This window comes from Sphingobium ummariense RL-3 (genome assembly GCF_000447205.1).
Taxonomy (GTDB): domain Bacteria; phylum Pseudomonadota; class Alphaproteobacteria; order Sphingomonadales; family Sphingomonadaceae; genus Sphingobium; species Sphingobium ummariense.
Genome location: NZ_AUWY01000023.1, coordinates 29269 through 48624, shown reverse-complemented (window position 1 = coordinate 48624; position 19356 = coordinate 29269). Strand labels below are relative to the sequence as shown.

Below are 19356 nucleotides of genomic sequence, written 5' to 3'. Positions count from 1 at the left end.
CGCTGTCTTCTTCAGGCAGGGTTTTGGCTATGGGGCCTGCTTGGCCGCCCGGCCGGTCGCACGGCCGGGCGCGGGGCATCAGCCCTGGACGGCCATTGAGCGGGCGACGTCGGCCGCGCTGATTCCTTCGAGCGCAAGGCCATAGCCGGTGCCCTCGTCGATAAGGCGGCGCAGCGGCTGGGTGATCGCCATGCGGGTGTAGCGACCGGTCAGCGGCGGCAGCGCGGCGATGCCGTCGGCGATCTCATGAGCCCGGGTCAGCAGGTGATCGGCCGGCACGATCTCGTTGACGACACCGTATTCCTTGGCGGTCTGGGCATCGAGCAACTGGCGGGTCAGCAGGAAATAGCGCCCACGGATCGAGCCGATCACGTGCGGCCACAACAGGTGCACGCCGTCACCGGGCACGATCCCGAAGTCGAAATGCGGCTTGTCCTGGAAGACGGTCTCGGGTGTCGCCAGGATGATGTCGGTCAACAGCGCATACTCGCTGTGGAGCAGCACCGGCCCGTTGAGCGCGCTGATCATCGGCACTTCGATGTCGAGGATGTTCGAGAGGACCTTACGGCCCTCGCGGAGGATCTTGTCGTAACCCTGCGGGGTGAAGAAGTCGAAGCCTTCGGGGTCGATCGCGTCCATGAACGCATCGCCGGTGCCGGTGAGGATCACGACGCGATTGTCCCGATCCTCGCCGATCTGGTGGAACAGGTCGACGAACTGCTCGTGCGTGTGGCCGTTGAAGACGAGCTTGCCGCCATCGGTGTGCAAGGCGACTTCGAGTACGCCATTGTTCTTGCGGGTCAGGCGGGCGTTGGGGAAAGCGTCGCGATAGGTGTCGAACTTTGCCATGATGTTGATCCTTGATCTTGTCGCCAGCCGGGAGCGGCGGCGTGGGGATCAGCTAGTCCGTTCGCCGCGGCAGCGGACGATGGCCCGAAGCGATAAGGCTTATGCCGCGCCGGAATGCCCAGGCGCCATCACCTCTTCAACGAAGGCTGCGAAGGCCCGCGCCTTGGCGCTCACCATGCGACCGGTCGGGAACACCGCCCACAGGTCGATCGGCGGCAGCGACCAGTCCGCAAGCAAACGTTTGACCTCGCCGCTCGCCAGTTCGGGCACGAACATCCAATCCGATCCGATCGTCAGCCCCATGTCGGCCAGAACCGCCGCACGCAATCCTTCGGCGGCGCTCACCCGCACCCGGCCGCGAACCGCCACCGACGCCTCGGTCCCGTCGCGGGTGAACGCCCAGACGTTGGAGAGCTGGCTGTAGATGATCGTTTCATGCTCGGCGAGCTCGCCGGGGGTGCGCGGTTCGCCGGCACGCGCGAGATAGGCCGGCGTCGCGAAGACCGAGCGCCGCCCGCCCATCAGCTTGCGCGCGACCGCCGACGAATCGGGCAGCGACCCCATGCGCAGGGTCACGTCGATGCCCTCGGCGACCAGATCGATGACGCGGTCATCAAGGATCACGTCGATCTCGAGGCCCGGATGCTGGTCCAGGAAGCGCGGCAGATGCGGGATGACATGCAGGCGCGCGAACGTGGTGGCCGCTGATACCCGAAGGCAGCCAGACAGACCGGCGCCGGCACCGCGCGCCGACAATTCGGCTTCGTCGGCCTCCTGAATGGCCACCCGGGCGCGTTCGTAGAAGCGCTGCCCGGCCTCGGTAGGGGTCAGGCCGTGCGTCGACCGGATCAACAAGCTGACCTGAAGCCGATTCTCCAGCTGTGCGATCGTCTTCGACACCGCAGGCTGCCCGACATTGAGCTGGCGGGCCGCAGCCGAGAAGGAGCCGGTGTCCACCACCCGCACGAAGGTCGTCATCGCCTGAAATCTGTCCACGCCCATTCCTCCCTGGAATGAACGTTATCGCTCAAGCGCGTCTGCCGTGTCGAGATGCTTCGAGGCATTTGTCGTCCACGCCTTCGGACCGACCGAAGGGGGCGAGGCCGCGCCGGTGGTCCCGATGCGGCCCGTTCAAGGGAGACCACCATGCTCGATGTCTACGCTTTCGCCACGCCCAACAGCGTCAAGGTACCTATCGCCCTTGAAGAACTGGGCCTCGAATACAGCCTCCATCCGATCAACGTCCGCAAGGGTGAGCAGAAGGCGCCCGCGTTCATCAAGCTGAACCCAAACGCAAAGGTGCCGGTGCTGGTCGACGGCGATCTGGTGCTGACCGAGTCCGCCGCGATCCTAGTCTATCTTGCGGAAAAGACCGGGCAACTGCTGCCTGCCGATGGCGAAGGCCGTGTGCGGGTGTTCGAACAGCTGTTCTTCCACGCCTCGGCGCTGAGCCCGGCCTTCGGTCAGTCCGGCTTCTTCCAGCGCTTCGCCGCCGAGCCGCAGCCGATCGCGATCGAGCGCTTCTCGAGCGAGGCCAAGCGTACCGTGACAATGCTCGATGCGCTGCTGGCAACGCGCCATTTCGTCGCCGGTGATGCGCTCACCATCGCCGATATCGCGCACTTCGGCTGGCTGTGGCGACGCGAGTTCGCCGGCGTCGCGCTCGACGACGCGCCACATGTCGCGCGCTGGTACGCCAAACTCGAAACGCGGCCCGCAGTCCAGCGCGCCATCGACCGCGTCAATGCCCTCATTCCCGCTGCCTGACCCCTATTCCACTCAAGGAGAACACCGATGATCCTGCAATCCAAGCTCGATGCCTTCAAAGCCGATTTCGAAGCGGGCAAGCCGCCCTACAATGTTCCGCCGTCGATGATCGAGACGATGCACCGCGCGACCAGCGAACTGATCGCGAGCGGCGCGGCGACGCGTGCGCTGAAGGCCGGGGACAAGGCACCCGCCTTCGCCTTGAAGGACCCTGACGGCAACACGGTTTCTTCCGCCGACCTGCTCGCGGCCGGGCCGTTGGTGGTCAGCTTCTATCGCGGGGTCTGGTGCCCCTATTGCAACATGGAACTCCAGGCGTTGCAGGAAGCACTCCCCCGGTTCGAGCAACTCGGCGCAAGGCTTGTCGCGATCTCGCCGCAGACCGCGGTCAACAACCGCAAGTCGGTGCGCCAGAACGCGCTCGGCTTTCCGATCCTGTCGGACACGCATAACGACGTCGCCGCCGCCTTCGGCCTGCGGTTCGCGATGCCCGACTATCTGATCGAGCTCTACAAATCGCTGAAGAATGATCTCCCGGCGTTCAACGGGGACCCCAGCTGGACGCTGCCCATGCCGGCCCGTTACGTGATCGGACAAGACGGCACGATCCTCTATGCCGAAGTCAATCCCGACTACACACGCCGCCCCGAGCCCGACGACATGCTGCCGGCGCTTCGCCGCGCTTCACCAGTCGCCGCCTGAGCATCTGCCCCGGCCGCGTGTGTGGCCGGGGCGCAATCATGAGGTGGTCCCATGGCCAGAACATTTCTTGTCACCGGCGCCAGCAAGGGCATCGGTCTCGCACTCGCACATCGGTTGACGCGTGACGGACATAAGGTCGTCGGCCTGGCGCGGGGCGCCAACGCCGAGTTTCCGGGCACGCTGGTGCCGGTCGATCTTGCGGACACGCGCGCCACCGACGCGGTATTGGCCGACCTGACCGGCCGTTTTTCGTTCGATGGCGTCGTCAACAATGTCGGCCTCGTGCGCCCGCAGCGGCTCGGTTCGGTCGACCTGACCGCATTGGAGGACGTGATGCGCGTCAATCTGCATCCGGCGCTTCAGGCGGTGCAGGCCCTGCTGCCGGGCATGACCGAACGCGGCTGGGGGCGGATCGTCAATATCTCCAGCCTGACGGTGCTCGGCGCGGTGGAGCGCACGGCCTATGCCGCGGCCAAGGCGGCACTGGTCAGTTTCAGCCGCAGCTGGGCGCTGGAACTGGCGACGACCGGGATCACCGTAAATGCCGTCTCGCCTGGCCCGACGGAGACCGAACTGTTCCGCGCCAACAATCAGCCCGGCAGCGAGGGCGAGGGACGCTACCTGTCAGCGGTGCCGATGCGCCGCTTCGGTCGCCCGGAAGAAATCGCCGCCGCCATCGCCTTCCTTCTGTCCGAAGACGCAGGCTTCATCACCGGCCAGACACTGCATGTCGATGGCGGCGCGTCGGTCGGCAAGGCTGGGTTCTGACAGCACATTGATCGAGGAGATTTTTATGACCCAACAGACCGCCCTGATCGTCGGCGCCTCGCGCGGCCTTGGACTGGCGCTTGCGGAGGAATGGCTCGGCCGCGGCTGGCACGTTGTCGCCACCATGCGGGGCGATGCCCCCGGCCTCGATGACCTGCACGCGCGCTTCTCCGATCGGCTTGAAATCGAACACGTCGATATCCGGGATGCCTCTTCCGTCCGCGACCTTGGCGCGCGCCTGCAGGGGCGACGGCTGGATGTTCTGTTCGTCAACGCCGGCATCGCACGCTCCAACGACAAGACTCCGGTCGATGCGGCCGAGCAGGATTTCGTCGATATGATGCTGACCAACGCCTTGTCGCCGGTGCGGACGGTCGAAATGCTCGCAAGTCTGGTACGCGAGAACGGAGTCATCGCGATCATGACGTCGGAACTCGGCAGCATCGCCGACAGCACCGGCTTTTGGCCGCTCTACTCGTCCAGCAAGGCGGCCCTCAACATGCTGATGAAAGGCTATGCGGCTCACCATCCGGGTGACCCGCGCGCGCTGCTGCTCGTCGCGCCGGGCTGGGTTCGGACCGAAATGGGAGGGGACGAAGCGACGTTGTCGATCGAAGAGAGCATCCCGCACGTGGTCGACATGGTGGAAGCCAATCGCGGCAAGCCAGGGCTTCGCTATCTCGATCGCTTTAACAGAGAATTGCCTTGGTAGGTGTGCCCGTCCAGCTCGCCTGACAGGTACGGGGCAGATGCCCCCATTGCCATGCATCGTGGCGCTTGCCGAAGTGGCGCTGCTAGAGACGGACGGAGCCAAGGGCTGGGCGGGCGGACACCTCAAAGCAAGCCGCCCACCAGTTCCACACAAGAGAGACCCATTCACACACAAAAACGTTCGAAGGCCGACTGAGACCGGGCAAAGAACTTTCAGTATCTATTGCCTACGGTCGAAGTCTGGATCTACGCCTTGACCCGCAGGAGCCGCCGATCTCCGCCGCTTCTACTACCCCTCACTCCCACTCGATTATTTCCTACCCGCATAACGCCCTGAAATTGCAGCACAAAATATTTTTCATGACTCGCCATACCGTCAGCCAACCCGTCAAAAACTCGCGCTGCTGAAATCACTGGCTTTTTCGGCCGTCCTTGCGAAACCCACCTTCCACCATCTATCGCCGGACACGGTTTAGAAGCCTCACCGAACGACCCTCAGACCAGCTCCACCGTCTGTACGCTACGCTACGAAGTGCGAGCGACGGCTCGTCTGTGGTTATACCGTCATGGCGGCTCGATCATCCCCCAAGATTCAGGTCCCGCACAGCGACGAACGCCCGGTTCGTCTCGGCCGCACGCCGCTCCTTGGCTTCCAAAACGGTGATGAGTGAAACCTTGCGCGAGAGCACCTCATAGAGGTCGAGCCCGTCAGCGCATATGAGGTTGGTCTGGCGTCCGCGCGAGAACGCCTCCAGCCCCTCGGCCGTGAAGCCGGAATTGCTGACGAACAGCCCGCGCGACCAAGATGCCTTTCCACCGACCTTGCCCGAAAAGGTCATCAGGTCGGCAAAGCCGATCTGAGGCCCATGCCATTTTGCTTCAACCAGGTAGGTCTGACCGTGCAGCTTGAAGCTCCCGTCGATCTGCTCGCCGACGAGCCGAAAAGAGCCGCGCGGCGCCAGCCCGAACCCGGCGAACAGCTCGTTCAGAAAGCCCTCGAAACGCAGACCACGCGCCTGGGGATCGAGCTTGGTGATCTCGATGAGGAGCGCAGCGAGCTCCTGCTCCTTCTCCGCGCCCAGCGTCGACGACGCCTGCGGCGCTCGCTCTGCGGCCTTTGGCGAGCCGAAGCTGCTTAGGAAGCTCGGATCGAGCAGCTCAGGGATCTTGAATTGCACCCCGGGAAGAAGGCTGTTGAGTCGATCAATCTCTTCACGACTGAGCGGATTTCCCTTCCCCCGCCGGTAGGTCATCGCTTGGCGAACGATCGCCACGATCAATTTCGTAAAGCACGACCTGCGCTGTTCCAGCGTCGCGGTCAGGAGTTGAACCATGGCAGGTCGCTTGCTGCCCGGGACCCATAGATCGCCGACGCCAGCCTGTGCGGCGGCAAGCGGAAATGCGGTCCTGTTGTTTCCGCTCCCGGGAAGGAAATCGTAGAGGAGGTCTGCGAGGTCCTCGATCGCCTGAGCTTCACGAAATGACATCATAGGTTACTCGTCCTCCGCCTCCTCCATGCGCGCTTCGAGCTCGTCGAGGAATGGAGAGCGCCCCCAACGCATCCTCCCGCGGGCCGTATCGACGTAGCCTGAATAAAGCATATGGATCTCGTCGCGAGCGCGCGTGAGACCGACGTAGAAGAGCCGGCGGCTCTCGCGGCGAGCAGCGGGCAATTCATTGCGCCACGGCAGACTGCCAAGGTCGAGACCGACCATAATCACGACGTCATATTCGCACCCCTTCGCGGAGTGAAGCGTCAGGAGATTCAGGTGCAATGGAGAGCCGTCCCGCCCACCGAGACTTGCCAAATCGAGGTCGGCAAGCGCGCCTCCAACAGCCAGAGCTGCCGTCATCCGATTCACCTGCTCGCCCTGGTCGGCGAGGCTGGGCTCGCCAGCCATAAGTGCGTCAAGCATCCCGGCTCGTAGCGCCGCCACAAAATCCCGAGCGATCCCCTCCTCGACGCGAAGCGACCAGAGAAGCTGGGTTAGACGTTGCGCTTCATCGCGCGCCTCGGCTTCGGGGATGCGCGCGCGATGAAATCCCAACCAACGATCTAGCAGCCCGCGCAACTGCGGCCGGGCCTCGCGCCAGCCGCCCGCGCACCATGCGGCGCAATCTTCGATCCAACTCGTGAGCGCGACCTTCCGGTAAGGAGCGGCGGTGTCGACACGAACGAAGTCGAGGCCCGCGGCGGCCACCGCTTCCGCCACCACGTCGCCAGCCCGGTAGTCGCGATAGAGGATGGCGATATCGCCGAGCGCTCGCCCTGGCTTTCCCGCAAGCGCCGCGGGGATGATCTCTTCGATTGCATGGGCGGCCTGCCCTTCGAGACCGTCAGCGCACTGCGTGAACTCGATGACGGCCTGCCGGTCCGGGTCGTTGGACCGATAGCCGCGCGCTTCGCCTAGCGCCATCTCGGAGGCGCTGACGATCCGGGCCGCCGAACGATAGTTGAGCCGGAGCTGCACCCGCTCGACGTCGTCCCGCTCCGCAAGGTCCTGCAGGAGCGCTCCATCGGCGCCGGTGAAGCCGTAGATCGACTGGTCGGGATCGCCCACTGCAAACAGCCGAACGCCGCCGTCAAAGGCCACGCGCTTCACGATGCGATGCAAGGCCACACCGAGGTCCTGATATTCGTCAACGGCGAGGACGGGGAACTTCGCCTGCAGCAGCGGGAGCACCCAATCGTGCTCCGAGACGAGCCGCTGCCCGAAAACGACAAGGTCATCGAAGTCGATAAGACCCGTCCTCCGCAGCTCGGCCTCGTATCCTTCCGCCCACGCGGCGAGCTCTGCCTCGCTGGTCCAAAAAATCGAGGTTCGGTCGAGAACCGATCGCCTGTGCCTTCCAAGGTCCATTGTCTTGTTCGGATGACCGACACCGAACAGCCTGTCGCCCACGCGCTTCATTGCCTGGTCGCTCTGCCGAGTCGTGGCGACGGTAAGCGGGAAAGGCACCGGCAAATCGGCAAGCCGGCCATACGGCATGAGGAGATGCCGCAAGCAGAAACCGTGAACGGTGCCGATGAAGAGATTGGAGGCCTCACGCAGGCCTAATCGCTCGAGCCGGCGGGTCAGCTCGCGAGCGCATTCCTGACTATAGGTAATGCACGCCGCACCACGCGGCGCGCGCACGTCCTCGGCCATGATCCTTGCCAGCTTGAGCACCAGCGTCTTGGTCTTGCCGCTGCCAGGACCGGCCAGCACGACACAGTTGCCGGTCGAGTCATAGGCCGCCTGCTGGCCCGGGTTGCCAGCAAGATCGGCCGCTTGGGCGAGATAGGCAGCACTGACGCTACGCAACGGCATCGCGGATGTGCTCCAGCGCCTGCCGGATGTAGTCCGGACATGTATCCACGTCGACGTGGCGGGCGAGCGCCTGGGCAAAACGACCCTTGCCGACCCGTTCGATGAGCGCAATCAGCGCATCCTCGTCGAGCGTATCGGGGTCATCCACCCACCCTTGCAGCTCCTCGCGGGTGCCGTCGCCGATGCTCAATTCTTCTTCGATCACCTCCTGCATGCCCTCGGCAAGGCCGCCGGTAAACAGCTCCGGTTCCAGCGTGTTGCTGTTGACGAAGTAACCGAACGGCTCGGCGCGGGCGATTACAGCGTCCGCGTCGAGACGCCTGTAGCTGACGCCTTCTTCCCGCAATTGCAGCACACTGATCAGGCGACGCCGAACCCGCGGATGGCTGGCGCCATTGGGGTCGCGGTCCGTCAGGATCACGTGCGGAATGTTCAGGCCGTGCGGGCCTAGCAGCTTCACGTAGGGCGTGAAATTCGTGCCGCTGACCGAACAGACCGTGATGCCGAGCATGTCGAGCGGGATATCTAGCGCGTCGGCAAAGGCCGGCACCAGGAACCGCTCCGCGTCGCCCTCGACCAGGATGACACCGCGGGCGAAGAAGATCTCGCCGCGGCTCACATCAATGTAGCGCTGAAGGTCCGCCTCATCGCGCTCGGTAAACGGCGCAGTGGCCGTCGAGACGGCGATCGTCGCATTCGTCTCCGCGTCATGGCGGAGCAAGACGATCGAGCGGATCGGCGTGACGCTGGCGATGTGAGGTGAATGCGTCGTGAGGATCGTCGTCAGCGGCGGCGTATCCTCCTCTCCGTCTGCGCCCGTGCCGAGGAAGTAGCGATAGACAAGGCGCTGAACGTGCGGATGCAGGTGCGCCTCCGGCTCTTCGACGACGAAGAAGGTGTGGTCGCGTTCACCGTCCGTTACGAGCCGATCGAGCTCGAGACTCTTCAGCGCCATGAAAATCAGATTGGCCGTGCCAAGACTGGCGTCGGCAATGCCGCGGGCTCCATTGTCGATCAGCAGGCGCAGGCTGCGCAGCAAGGCGTCGACCCGTGTCGGCGAAAGACCGAGCGTCAGCGGGACCGCATGCTGCTCGCCCGCGATGGCGATCAGCCGCTCGCTGATCCGCTCTGCCGTGGCGACCACTTCGGCATGGCCCTCCAACTCCGCCTGCGCCTCGTTCACCTGCTCCTGAATTTCCGCGCGAGCATCCGCGTCCAGGGAGGTTGCAAGCTCCTCAATCAATGGCCTTAGCGGCGAGTTGCGCCAGCTCGCCAGATCCTTCTCGGCATCGCGCAGCGCAACCTGCACGTCGAGCGGCAGCATTCGCCGTAGCGACGGCCCGATGGACATCTCGGGGTCGTCACCGCCAAAGATGATGTACTCATAGTCGGCTAGGCTCTCCGGATCCCGATCGAGATTGGCCTTCGGCTGAAAGCGGTAGGTAAGCCGCGCGACCATCGGCGGCCCTGGATCGACCACGCAGTCATTCAGATGCGCCATCAATCGCGGATCGTCGGTGAAGTCGGTCAGCTCGACGGCGATCTCAACCGTTTCCCCGAGCTTGTCCTCGCCTAACCCATCCCAGAAGTGCTCCAGGCCGAGCTGGCGATCACGCTCGGACAGGCCCGGGTCGAGAATCAGTTGCAGCGCGCGGATGAAATTGCTTTTGCCGACTTTGTTCTCACCGACGATGACGATGTTCTCGCCCGTCTCGAGGTTGATCTCCGAGAAGTTCGCGAAGTTGCTTATCTTTACGCGCGAAATCCGCACGGTCATTCCCCCCGTTTTTATTCTGAATTGACGCGCTAGCCGAGTAGCACCTCGATCTCCTTGTTCTCAACAAGCGTATTGATCTCACTGTAGAGATCGACATCCTGACCGGGCGCAGAGATTGAAATGACTAGAGCGTACCGCGCTTTGTCAGCCACACGCTTTTGGCCGACGTGCGACTTCCACCATCCGCCGACCGGATAGACCGCGATGGCGTCGTGACCCGCCAGTTCGATCGCCCTGCCGCGCCACAGGTCGCAATGCAGCGACCCCGCCTGGATGGCTTTCGGCCCCAAGAGCCAGCAACTGGCCTCGCCATCGGCTTCGGTGCCGTCCTTGGCCTGGCTCGCGGAAATACGGCTGCGAAACCGGGCCGCCGTCTCCGTGCGCTTCTTCATGTCAAACCGCAGCCCGAAGGAGCGATATGTGTCGGGTCGGGTAGCCGCCTTGCCGGCCAGGTTAGGCTCGATGAAGTACGACAGGGTCACCTTCATCGTGACAATCTCGTTTTCGAGTTTCTCCAACGCTGCTTTCGGCCAAGGCAGATCGTAGAAATGCATCTCATTGAACACGCCGGTCCGGCCGTCCGCACCGATCGCGAAGGGCTGGATCTCCGCCTGCGCGACCAGCGTGGCATCGTTGCGCGCCGAGAGGATGGCTCGATCAATGTCCGGCACGCCATATCCGAACTCGCGGAGCATCTCCTGCTTCTTGCCCTTGGTGGCCGCTTTCCCGGTCTTCCAGTGGGCTCCGGTGCCGATAAACCTTTTCCGGATCGGTTCGGGCCAACGGGCCGAATCCACGGTTAGCGCGCGATGCGTTTCTGCCCATAGGTCCGGCCGAGCCGCTTGCAGGCGGCCGATGAAGTTTCCGGCCATTCCAGCGGCCGCGCTCGTTGCCCAGAACGGCACGAGCGGTTCGGTCGCGACATCGGAGCCGGCCGAGAGAAGAGAAACGGCCGGGTCCCAGCCGCAAAAGCCGGTCGCGTCCGACATCATGTTGCCGGCCTCAAACAACACCTCCGGCTTGATCGGCGTCAGGTCGTCAGGCAGCGACTGCGAGCCACGACTAAACGGACTGCGGTGATTGGCCGGGACGGCGGCCTGCAACACGGGCGGCGGCGCTGGCGGCTGCTCCTTCCGCGTGAAGCCGCCGATGGTAAGGGCGTTCCAGCTCTGTGATGGGTCTTCCAGAGGCTGCGAGGGCAGGACGTCTACCGCCATGCCGCCGGAGACGTTTCCAGTCGCAACGACGATCAGCCTCTTGGATCGCTCCGCGGCCGGCACGGCGTCGTCAGCCTCACCGGGCATGGCACCGGCCGAGATCTGGTCGATCGCTCCGCTCCAAGTCGAAGGCCGGCTGGGTGGGAAATCGGTGGCAGACGTTGCAATGCAGAAGCTCCGCACCGCTTCCGGGCGCTCGATCTCCACTAAGCTGACAGCGCCTTGCGTCACCACTCCATAGCTGGGCGGTTTGGTCGGTGGAAATCCACCAGGCGGCAGCAGCTTCATGGATTCGGCGCCATGCGTCAGATCGACGGGGCGCGCGTCGTTCATCAATGGTTCGAGGTCGCCGTAAAGGACGAGTCCCGCAAGTGGTGTGCCGTGACCGCCGTACGGCTCGTGATCGTCCGCGCCCCAATCAGCATCGTAAGCCCAAGCCCCACGCAAGCCGGGCGCAATCAACGGATGGGCCGCCGTGACACCCGTGTCGAGCGTGCAGACCACTGGAGCGTCCGGAGACGGCGGGCTGACGCGCTGCGCCAGCTCGTCCACCCAATCATGCTGTCCAAAGCCGGTGTCGCCACGATCGAGAAATGGCTCGATCGTTCCTGTTGCCCGGCGTATCTCGGTGATGGCGCCTGGCACGCGCGCCGCGAACGCGGCCACTGCCGCGGCGGCTGCGTGAAGGAAGACGACCGTCGTATCCGGGAAGATCAGGCGATCGTCATGCACATCGATGTTCGCGTTGCGAGCCGCAGCGGCCAGGCGGTCCGCCAGCGCGACCGGCTGGCGAACCCACAACTCCCACCAGAGGATGTCCGGCGCAGCCAGATCCACCACGCCGGTGAACAGTGATCCGACTTCCACCGCCCTGACTTCTTCGATGACCTCGAACCGCTCGACATCGGGACGTCGCTGATTACCGGGATCGCGACCATAGTCAGTGATGCGATTCCGCAGGAAGGCGCGTGCGTCGTCGGGCACGAACAGCAAGGCGCTTTCGGTGCGGTCCTCGTTACGCTCCGATCGCAGGATCACAACGTCCTGCGTTGGAAACTCCAGGGTCGCCGGCACCTTGACGGCCTTGGTCCGCGAGCCTTCCGCCGGCGGCAACGTCGTGACCTCCACGACAGTGCCGGATTTCAGCCCCTGCACGGGCAGGCGCGGATCGGCAGCCGCAACTGGAACGGTCCCCAGCGCCGCAGCGAGCTGGTCGAGGAGCTGCGTGGCGTGCGCCGCATAGTCTCCCCGAAGGGGTTTGCGTTCCTGATTGCGCGAGGGAAAAGTGTAGGCTGCTGTTTCACGAAAGACGTCGATCGCGATATGCGGACGGTCTCTCGCGTCGAAATTATCGGGCTCCGCCATAGGCTCCTACTTCTTCATTCGCGTTCCATTCAATCCGTTCGGCGGAGCCTGCCTAACGGCCGGGTTGGCGACGGAACTTGCCCTTCAACGTCTGTCGATTTTCGAGCGCGTCGCGCAAGGCGTCGGGCGACACCTTCGATGCGCCTTCCAGAATGGCGTCCTTCACGACGGTATCGGCCGCGCGGACCAGCTCGCCCTGGCTGAGCCCTTCAAGCGCGCTTTCAATGCCGGGCCATACCTTCGAAGCGAACTTGAACTTGCCGAGACGGCGTTCAAGAATGCCCCGCGCAGACGCCGCATCCGGCAGCGTATATTCGACCACTTCGTCGAAACGGCGCGCGAGGGCTTCGTCCAGAATCTCGACATGATTGGTCGCCGCCAGCACGAGACTGTCGGTCGAATTCGGTTCCTCCATGAAGGCCAGCACGGAATTGAGAACCCGACGGATTTCGCCGACATCGTTCGGGTCGCCCCGGCGCGCGCCGATCGCATCGAATTCATCGAGCAGATAGACGCCGCGCGTCTGCGCGATCTGATCGAAGAGCAGGCGCAGCTTGCCCGCGGTCTCGCCGAAGAACCGGCTGAACAGCGCTTCAAGCCGTACCGTGAACAGCGGAAGCCGCAACTCGCCGGCCAAGGCCGAAGCCGTCATCGTCTTGCCCGTTCCGGGCGGCCCAACCAGAAGCATGTGCGTGGCCGGTATCTGACCGTGCTCGCGCAGGGTCACGCGCTCCTGCTGCTGGCGTACAACGCGGCCGAGCCGCTTGGCGATCTCGTCGGAGAGCACCATGCTTGAGAGTGCAACCTTGGGATAGGCGCTCTCGACGAGACCCTGCAATTCGCCGCGCGGTCGAGCGAGCGGGATCGGGGTCTGGCCACCGGCCGGCTTGCCAGTCCGGCGCTGATCACGCGCCTTCTGGACAAGCCGTTTCAGCTTCTCAGCATCGTCCGAACGACCCTGGCGAGCTTCCTGAGCGGCGATCTGCAAGGCGATCGACAGGAGCTGGTCTTCGTCCCCGTCGATATGCGAGTTCAGGAGCGCGAGAATTTGTTTAGTCGACATACTCGCCTCCTTTCTTTGGTCTGGCCTCGCTATACTGTTGCTTGCTCAGATGCTTGTGGCTGTCGCTCGCTCCGCGCACGCTATCGGAATCCGTCCAAAAGCGCCACCTTTTCCTCTCTACCACAGAGCTTCCTAACCATTCTTTCGCCCCATGGGGCGTAAAGCCCACCCTGATCAGCGGCTGCCCAACCGGCCGGACCATCGACGGGCATTTCCAGCGCGGGGGAGATTCGGTGCTCGACATGGCGACGGGCCTTGACTCTCTCGACCAAAGATTAGAACAAATGGAGAACATGATGCTGAACCCATTCCCGGAGGTCAACAGGAAGCTTGCGGTCCGAGCCCGCTATAGAGTCTTTGCGCGCGCAGATCGAAAAGATCGAAGGCCGCGGCCGGCGCGCCAAATCGGTTCTCCCCTTCGGGATTGCCGCGATGGACTCGCGTCTGCCAGGCGAAGGGCTCGCCCTCGGCGCGCTGCATGAAGTAGCCGGCGGCGGCAATGGCGCAATCGACGGAGCCGCCGCTGCGCTTTTCAGTGCGGGGGTCGCCGCCCGCACCAAGGGTAAGGTTCTGTGGTGTATCACCAGGCCCGATCTGTTCGCTCCAGCGATCGCGCAGGCCGGGCTGGCGGCCGACCGCGTGATCTATGTCGAAGCGGGCGACGACAAGACCGTGCTCGCCTGCATGGAGGAAGGGTTGCGACATGGCGGCCTCGGCGCTGTCGTCGGAGAGGTCGCTCGTCTCTCCATGACCGCCTCCCGCCGCCTGCAACTCGCCGCTGAAGGTGGCGGCGCCATCGCCATTGCATTGCGACGATGGCGACGTCAGACGGAGGCGGCCGATTTCGGGCAACCGACCGCAGCCATGACTCGCTGGCGGATCTCCGTTCTGCCGTCGACGCCGCTGCCCGTCCCGGGCGTCGGGCGCCCTCGATCGCTTGTCGAGCTGATCCGCGCTCGCGCGGGCGAAAGTGCAGATTTCGAATTGGAGGCGTGCGATGACACGGGTCGTCTCGCTCTTCCTGCCGAGCTGGTCCACCGACCGGCTGCGGCGGAAGGCTGGCGACGCGGCGCATCCGGCTGAGGCGCCGCTCGTCCTGATTGGCCGCGATGGGAACAGGCGGGTGGTGCTGGCGGCAGACGCCGCCGCGCAGGGCGCGGGCCTGCGCGCCGGCATGCCCGTCACCAAGGCGCAGGTTTTGGTGCCGGGCCTCATCGTACAGGACGCCGATCCGGACGGGGACGCCGAGGCGCTCGACCGGCTCGCCGCCTGGCTCCTGCGTTATGCGCCCATCGTGGCACCCGATCCACCGGACGGCATCATCATCGACTCGACTGGCGCCGATCATCTCCACGGCGGCGAAGGCGCGATGCTGAAGGGCCTCATCGGTCGCCTTGCCATGTCCGGGCTCACCGCCCGCGCGGCGATCGCCGACACCTGGGGCGCCGCGCACGCGCTGGCTCGATACGCGGCGCGGCCGACGAGGATTGCGCCACCGGGCCACGGCCGGTCGATTCTCGACCCCTTGCCGCTGACCGCTTTGCGGATCGCCCCATCGACCGTCGAGGGCCTGCGAACACTCGGCTTCCAGTGCATCGGCGATCTGCTGGCGCAGCCGCGCGCGCCTCTCACGCTGCGCTTCGGGCCAGAGATCGACCGCCGCATCGACCATGCGCTCGGAGATCTGGCGGAGCCGATCGAACCGGTCCGACCGTCCGAACTCGTGCAGGTGCGCCGCGCCTTCGCTGAGCCGATCGGCACGGCCGAGACTATCGCGCGCTACATCGGCAAGCTCGTCGTCCAGCTCTGCGCGCTGCTGGAAGAGCGCGGCCTCGGCGCGCGCCGTCTCGATCTCCTCTGCCACCGTGTCGACAATCGGGCTCAGGCGGTTCGCGTCGGAATGGCCACGCCGGTCCGCGACGTCAGGCGGCTGACCCGCCTTCTCTGCGACAAGATCGAGACCATTTCCCCCGGCTTCGGCATCGAGGTGATGACGCTCCGCGCCAGCGACGCCGAACCGCTCGAGCGCAAGCAGGCCGTCAGTTCACTCGTCGAGGAAGCGGCGCCGGACGTCTCGGACCTGATCGACACGCTCATGAACCGTGTCGGCGAGCGCGCGATATACCGCCTTGCGCCGGTTGCGAGCGATGTGCCCGAGCGATCGGTCTGCCGCATCCCGGCGATGGCGGCCGATACGGGGACGAGCTGGCCCGGCCATTGGCCGCGGCCGTCGCGCCTCCTGACCCAGCCGGAGCCGGTCGAGACGGTCGCGCTCTTGCCCGATCACCCGCCGGTATCCTTCACCTGGCGGGGTGTGCACCGGCGCGTGAAGCGCGCCGACGGACCCGAGCGCGTGTTCGGCGAATGGTGGAAGCGCGATGCCGAACTGGCGGCGGTTCGCGACTACTTTCGCGTCGAGGACGAAGCCGGCGAGCGTTACTGGCTGTATCGGGCGGGCGACGGCGAGGACGCCACCACCGGCTCCCATCACTGGTTCCTCCACGGGGTGTTCGGATGACCGCGCCCCGCTACGCCGAGCTTCAGGTCACCTCCCATTTCAGCTTCCTGCGGGGCGCGTCGTCCTGCGAGGAGCTGTTCTCCCAGGCCGCGCTGGCCGGCATCGAAGCGCTCGCGGTCGTGGATCGGAACTCGCTGGCCGGGATCGTCCGCGCCCATCAGGCCGCGAAGACGACGGGCGTTCGCCTCATCGTCGGCTGCCGCCTCGACCTTGTCGATGGCGCCTCAATGCTCGTCTACCCCACCGACCGGTCGGCCTATTCGCGCCTGTGCCGGTTGCTGTCGCTCGGCAAACAGCGCGCTGGCAAGGCCAAGTGCCATCTCGAATGGCCGGATCTCATGGCCTATGGCGAGGGTCTCATCGTCGTCCTCGTCCCCGACCAGGCCGATGCAGAATGTGCGTTGCGCCTGCGCCGCCTGCGCGACGCCTTCGGCGACCGCGCCTATCTGGCGTTGACGCTGCGCCGCCGGCCGAACGACCAGCTCAGGATCCACGAGCTGTCAAACCTCGCCACGCAGATGCGCGTGCCGACCGTGGTGACGAACGATGTGCTCTTCCACGAGCCCGCGCGCCGCGTCCTGCAGGACGTCGTGACCTGCATTCGCCACAACGTCACCATCGACGCCCTGGGCGACCGCCGCGAGCGCCATGCCGATCGGTACATCAAACCGCCCGAGGAGATGCATCGGCTGTTCGCCCGCTATCCCGAAGCGCTCGCCAGGACCTTGCAGATCGCGGATCGTTGCCGTTTCAACCTCGATGAACTGGCCTACCAATATCCGGAGGAGCGCGACGATCCGGCGCTCACGCCGCAGGAAACGCTGGCAAAACTGACTTGGGAAGGAGCCGCTCAACGCTATCCTGAAGGCGTGCCGGACAGCGTGATCGCCGCGCTGCGGCACGAGCTGCGGCTGATCGAGAAGCTCGGCTATGCGCCATACTTCCTGACGGTCAATGCGATCGTTCGCTTTGCCCGATCGAAGGATATCCTTTGCCAGGGGCGCGGCTCGGCCGCCAACTCGGCGGTCTGCTACGTCCTGGGCATCACCTCGATCGACCCGGGACGTAACGACCTGCTGTTCGAACGGTTCGTCTCCGAGGAGCGGCGCGAGCCGCCCGACATTGACGTCGATTTCGAGCATGAGCGGCGCGAGATCGTCATGCAGTGGGTGTTCGACACCTACGGCCGCGACCATGCCGCGCTCTGCTCGACGGTCATCCGCTATCGCACCAAGGGCGCGCTGCGCGACGTCGGCAAGGCGCTCGGCCTCCCCGAAGATCTTATCGGCACGCTGTCCTCGCAGGTCTGGGCCTGGTCGGAGGAAGGCGTCGAACAGCGCCACGTCGAGGCGCTGAACCTCAACCTCGCCGACCGCAGGCTCCGCCTGACGCTCGATCTCGCGCGCCAGCTCATGGGCGCGCCGCGGCATCTCAGTCAGCACCCCGGCGGCTTCGTCCTGACCCATGATCGGCTCGACGACCTCGTGCCGATCGAGCCGGCCGCAATGAAGGACCGGCAGGTCATCGAATGGGACAAGGACGACATCGACGCCCTGAAGTTCATGAAAGTCGACGTCCTGGCGCTCGGGATGCTGACCTGCATGAAGAAGGGGCTGGATCTCCTGGCCGAGCACAAGGGCGTCAATCTCGATCTCGCCTCCATCCCGGCCGAGGACCCGCGCACCTACGCGATGATCCGCAAGGCGGACACGCTCGGCACATTCCAGATCGAGAGCCGGGCGCAAATGTCGATGCTGCCACGTCTAAAGCCGCGCACCTATTACGATCTCGTGGTCCAGGTCGCGATCGTCAGGCCCGGTCCGATCCAGGGCGATATGGTCCATCCCTATCTTCGCCGCCGGGAGGGCCTTGAGCCCGTCCACTACCCGAAGCCCGAGCTGGAGAAAGTGCTCGGCAAGACGCTCGGCGTGCCGCTCTTTCAGGAGCAGGCGATGCGGGTCGCGATTGAATGCGCCGGCTTCACACCGGGCGAAGCCGACATGCTGCGCAAATCGATGGCCACCTTTAAGTTCACCGGCGGCGTCTCGCATTTCCGGGACAAGCTGATCGCCGGCATGGTGGCCAACGGCTACGAGCAGGCGTTCGCCGAGCAGACCTTCAAACAGCTTGAGGGCTTTGGCAGTTACGGATTTCCGGAAAGCCACGCAGCCTCTTTTGCACTGATCGCCTATGCCAGCGCCTGGCTCAAATGCTGGCATCCCGATGTCTTCTGCGCGGCCTTGCTCAATTCGCAGCCCATGGGCTTCTACGCACCCGCCCAGATCGTCAGGGACGCGATCGAGCACGGCGTCGATGTTCGGCCGGTCTGCGCCAACGCTTCGCGCTGGGACTGCACCCTCGAGCCCACCTCGGACGAAAGCCGCTACGCCGTCCGTCTCGGCCTGCGGATGGTCAAGGGTCTCGCGAACACCCACGGCGCCGCAATCGTCTCGGCGCGCGCCGATCAGCCCTACACATCGATCGACGATCTCTGGCGCCGCGCCGGCGCGCCGTCCGCCGCGCTCGTCCAGCTCGCCGAGGCGGATGCGTTCCGTCCGGCGCTGGGACTGGCGCGTCGGGAGGCCCTTTGGGCGATCAAGGCCCTCCGCGACGAACCCTTGCCGCTGTTCGCAGCCGCCTCCGCCCGCGAGGCCGGCGCCATCCCCGAGATCGACGAGCCCGCGGTGGCGCTGCGGCCGATGACGGCGGGCGGCGAAGTCGTCGAAGACTACGGCCATGTCGGACTGACGCTGCGCACGCATCCGCTCAGCTTCTTGCGGGAAGATCTCCAGCGCCGCCGCATCGTCACCTGCGCCGAGGCGATGGCCGCGCGCGATGGTCGATGGGTGGAGGCGGCCGGCATCGTCCTCGTCCGGCAACGCCCGGGCAGCGCCAAAGGCGTCATGTTCATCACGCTCGAGGACGAGACCGGCATCGCCAATCTCGTGGTGTGGACGAAGGTGTTCGAGGCGAACAGGCGCGCCATTCTGTCGGCCAGCATGATCGCCGTGCGCGGCCGCGTGCAGCGGGAGGGCGAGGTCGTTCACCTCGTCGCCCAGCGCATCACCGACCTGTCGGGCGAGCTGGCCAGCGTGGGCGATCGCGACATGGCGTTTCCGCTGTCCCACGGCCGAGGGGATCAGGTTCGGCACGGCGGCTCCGGTCCCGATCCCCGCGAGCTGCCCCCGAAAGGCCTGCGCACCCGGGATATCTACATTCCCGATCTCCACATCGATACGATCAAGGTGAAGACGCGGGATTTTCGATGACCGCCCTTCACGGCGCCCACTGCGACCGCCACGCGCCGC

Annotated in this window: 14 protein-coding genes; 7 read left to right on the top strand and 7 right to left on the bottom strand. The window is 65.0% G+C overall.

Annotated features, from left to right (window positions below; genetic code table 11):
• Positions 1 to 78: 78 nt before the first annotated feature.
• Both M529_RS27095 and M529_RS27090 read right to left on the bottom strand, forming a co-directional pair.
• Complete coding sequence (locus M529_RS27095; protein ID WP_021316407.1) at positions 79 to 849, bottom strand: enoyl-CoA hydratase/isomerase family protein; 771 nt, start codon at positions 847 to 849, stop codon at positions 79 to 81.
• Positions 850 to 948: 99 nt separating this feature from the next.
• Positions 949 to 1845 carry a LysR family transcriptional regulator gene (locus M529_RS27090; protein ID WP_031294144.1) on the bottom strand — a complete coding sequence of 299 codons (897 nt, stop codon included), beginning with the start codon at positions 1843 to 1845 and terminating at the stop codon, positions 949 to 951.
• Between the two features lie 150 nt (positions 1846 to 1995).
• On the opposite strand from M529_RS27090, the gene M529_RS27085 reads away from it, so the two are divergent.
• Genes M529_RS27085 through M529_RS27070 form a run of 4 tightly spaced genes read left to right on the top strand, consistent with a single transcriptional unit; the run spans position 1996 to position 4798 of the window.
• The gene (locus M529_RS27085; RefSeq protein WP_021316405.1) at positions 1996 to 2616 is read left to right on the top strand and encodes a glutathione S-transferase family protein; all 621 of its coding nucleotides are present in this window, start codon (positions 1996 to 1998) and stop codon (positions 2614 to 2616) included.
• A gap of 27 nt (positions 2617 to 2643) precedes the next feature.
• A complete protein-coding gene (locus M529_RS27080) occupies positions 2644 to 3318 on the top strand; it encodes a peroxiredoxin-like family protein (protein ID WP_021316404.1) in 675 nt (224 codons plus the stop codon).
• Positions 3319 to 3369: 51 nt separating this feature from the next.
• Positions 3370 to 4086: an SDR family oxidoreductase gene (locus tag M529_RS27075; RefSeq protein ID WP_021316403.1), complete on the top strand. Its 717-nt coding sequence runs from the start codon at positions 3370 to 3372 to the stop codon at positions 4084 to 4086.
• Entirely contained in the window at positions 4046 to 4798 is a 753-nt protein-coding gene (locus M529_RS27070) for an SDR family NAD(P)-dependent oxidoreductase (RefSeq protein ID WP_201766319.1), read from the top strand. The genes M529_RS27075 and M529_RS27070 overlap by 41 nt, the downstream gene beginning before the upstream one ends.
• 577 nt (positions 4799 to 5375) lie before the next feature.
• Here the strand turns inward: M529_RS27070 and M529_RS27065 are convergent.
• The 5 genes from M529_RS27065 to M529_RS27045 are packed head-to-tail and all read right to left on the bottom strand — an operon-like array spanning position 5376 to position 13530.
• Positions 5376 to 6287, bottom strand: coding sequence for a restriction endonuclease (locus M529_RS27065; RefSeq protein ID WP_021223368.1), 912 nt, complete (start codon positions 6285 to 6287; stop codon positions 5376 to 5378).
• Positions 6288 to 6290: 3 nt separating this feature from the next.
• Positions 6291 to 8108 carry an ATP-dependent helicase gene (locus M529_RS27060; protein WP_013039020.1) on the bottom strand — a complete coding sequence of 606 codons (1818 nt, stop codon included), beginning with the start codon at positions 8106 to 8108 and terminating at the stop codon, positions 6291 to 6293.
• Positions 8095 to 9885 carry an ATP-dependent nuclease gene (locus M529_RS27055; protein ID WP_013039021.1) on the bottom strand — a complete coding sequence of 597 codons (1791 nt, stop codon included), beginning with the start codon at positions 9883 to 9885 and terminating at the stop codon, positions 8095 to 8097. The genes M529_RS27060 and M529_RS27055 overlap by 14 nt, the downstream gene beginning before the upstream one ends.
• 29 nt (positions 9886 to 9914) lie before the next feature.
• Positions 9915 to 12467, bottom strand: a complete 2553-nt coding sequence (locus M529_RS27050) for a S8 family peptidase (RefSeq protein ID WP_013039022.1) — start codon at positions 12465 to 12467, stop codon at positions 9915 to 9917.
• Between the two features lie 52 nt (positions 12468 to 12519).
• Entirely contained in the window at positions 12520 to 13530 is a 1011-nt protein-coding gene (locus M529_RS27045) for an AAA family ATPase (protein WP_013039023.1), read from the bottom strand.
• Positions 13531 to 13962: 432 nt separating this feature from the next.
• On the opposite strand from M529_RS27045, the gene M529_RS27040 reads away from it, so the two are divergent.
• From M529_RS27040 to M529_RS27030, 3 genes are read left to right on the top strand one after another with little or no spacing between them, the layout of a single operon-like run.
• On the top strand, positions 13963 to 14613 hold the full coding sequence (locus tag M529_RS27040; RefSeq protein WP_236617633.1) for an ImuA family protein: 651 nt from the start codon (positions 13963 to 13965) through the stop codon (positions 14611 to 14613).
• Complete coding sequence (locus M529_RS27035) at positions 14528 to 16048, top strand: DUF6504 family protein (RefSeq protein ID WP_013039026.1); 1521 nt, start codon at positions 14528 to 14530, stop codon at positions 16046 to 16048. Before M529_RS27040 ends, M529_RS27035 begins: the two co-directional genes overlap by 86 nt.
• Positions 16045 to 19317: an error-prone DNA polymerase gene (locus M529_RS27030; protein ID WP_013039027.1), complete on the top strand. Its 3273-nt coding sequence runs from the start codon at positions 16045 to 16047 to the stop codon at positions 19315 to 19317. The genes M529_RS27035 and M529_RS27030 overlap by 4 nt, the downstream gene beginning before the upstream one ends.
• Positions 19318 to 19356: the final 39 nt, after the last annotated feature.

Bases quoted from the DNA above. Each gene is read 5' to 3' on its own strand.
- M529_RS27065 (WP_021223368.1), bottom strand. From the start codon at position 6,287: ATGATGTCATTTCGTGAAGCTCAGGCGATCGAGGACCTCGCAGACCTC.
- M529_RS27080 (WP_021316404.1), top strand. From the start codon at position 2,644: ATGATCCTGCAATCCAAGCTCGATGCCTTCAAAGCCGATTTCGAAGCG.
- M529_RS27060 (WP_013039020.1), bottom strand. From the start codon at position 8,108: ATGCCGTTGCGTAGCGTCAGTGCTGCCTATCTCGCCCAAGCGGCCGAT.
- M529_RS27050 (WP_013039022.1), bottom strand. From the start codon at position 12,467: ATGGCGGAGCCCGATAATTTCGACGCGAGAGACCGTCCGCATATCGCG.
- M529_RS27075 (WP_021316403.1), top strand. From the start codon at position 3,370: ATGGCCAGAACATTTCTTGTCACCGGCGCCAGCAAGGGCATCGGTCTC.
- M529_RS27055 (WP_013039021.1), bottom strand. From the start codon at position 9,885: ATGACCGTGCGGATTTCGCGCGTAAAGATAAGCAACTTCGCGAACTTC.
- M529_RS27085 (WP_021316405.1), top strand. From the start codon at position 1,996: ATGCTCGATGTCTACGCTTTCGCCACGCCCAACAGCGTCAAGGTACCT.
- M529_RS27045 (WP_013039023.1), bottom strand. From the start codon at position 13,530: ATGTCGACTAAACAAATTCTCGCGCTCCTGAACTCGCATATCGACGGG.
- M529_RS27070 (WP_201766319.1), top strand. From the start codon at position 4,046: ATGTCGATGGCGGCGCGTCGGTCGGCAAGGCTGGGTTCTGACAGCACA.
- M529_RS27035 (WP_013039026.1), top strand. From the start codon at position 14,528: ATGACACGGGTCGTCTCGCTCTTCCTGCCGAGCTGGTCCACCGACCGG.
- M529_RS27040 (WP_236617633.1), top strand. From the start codon at position 13,963: ATGGACTCGCGTCTGCCAGGCGAAGGGCTCGCCCTCGGCGCGCTGCAT.
- M529_RS27030 (WP_013039027.1), top strand. From the start codon at position 16,045: ATGACCGCGCCCCGCTACGCCGAGCTTCAGGTCACCTCCCATTTCAGC.
- M529_RS27095 (WP_021316407.1), bottom strand. From the start codon at position 849: ATGGCAAAGTTCGACACCTATCGCGACGCTTTCCCCAACGCCCGCCTG.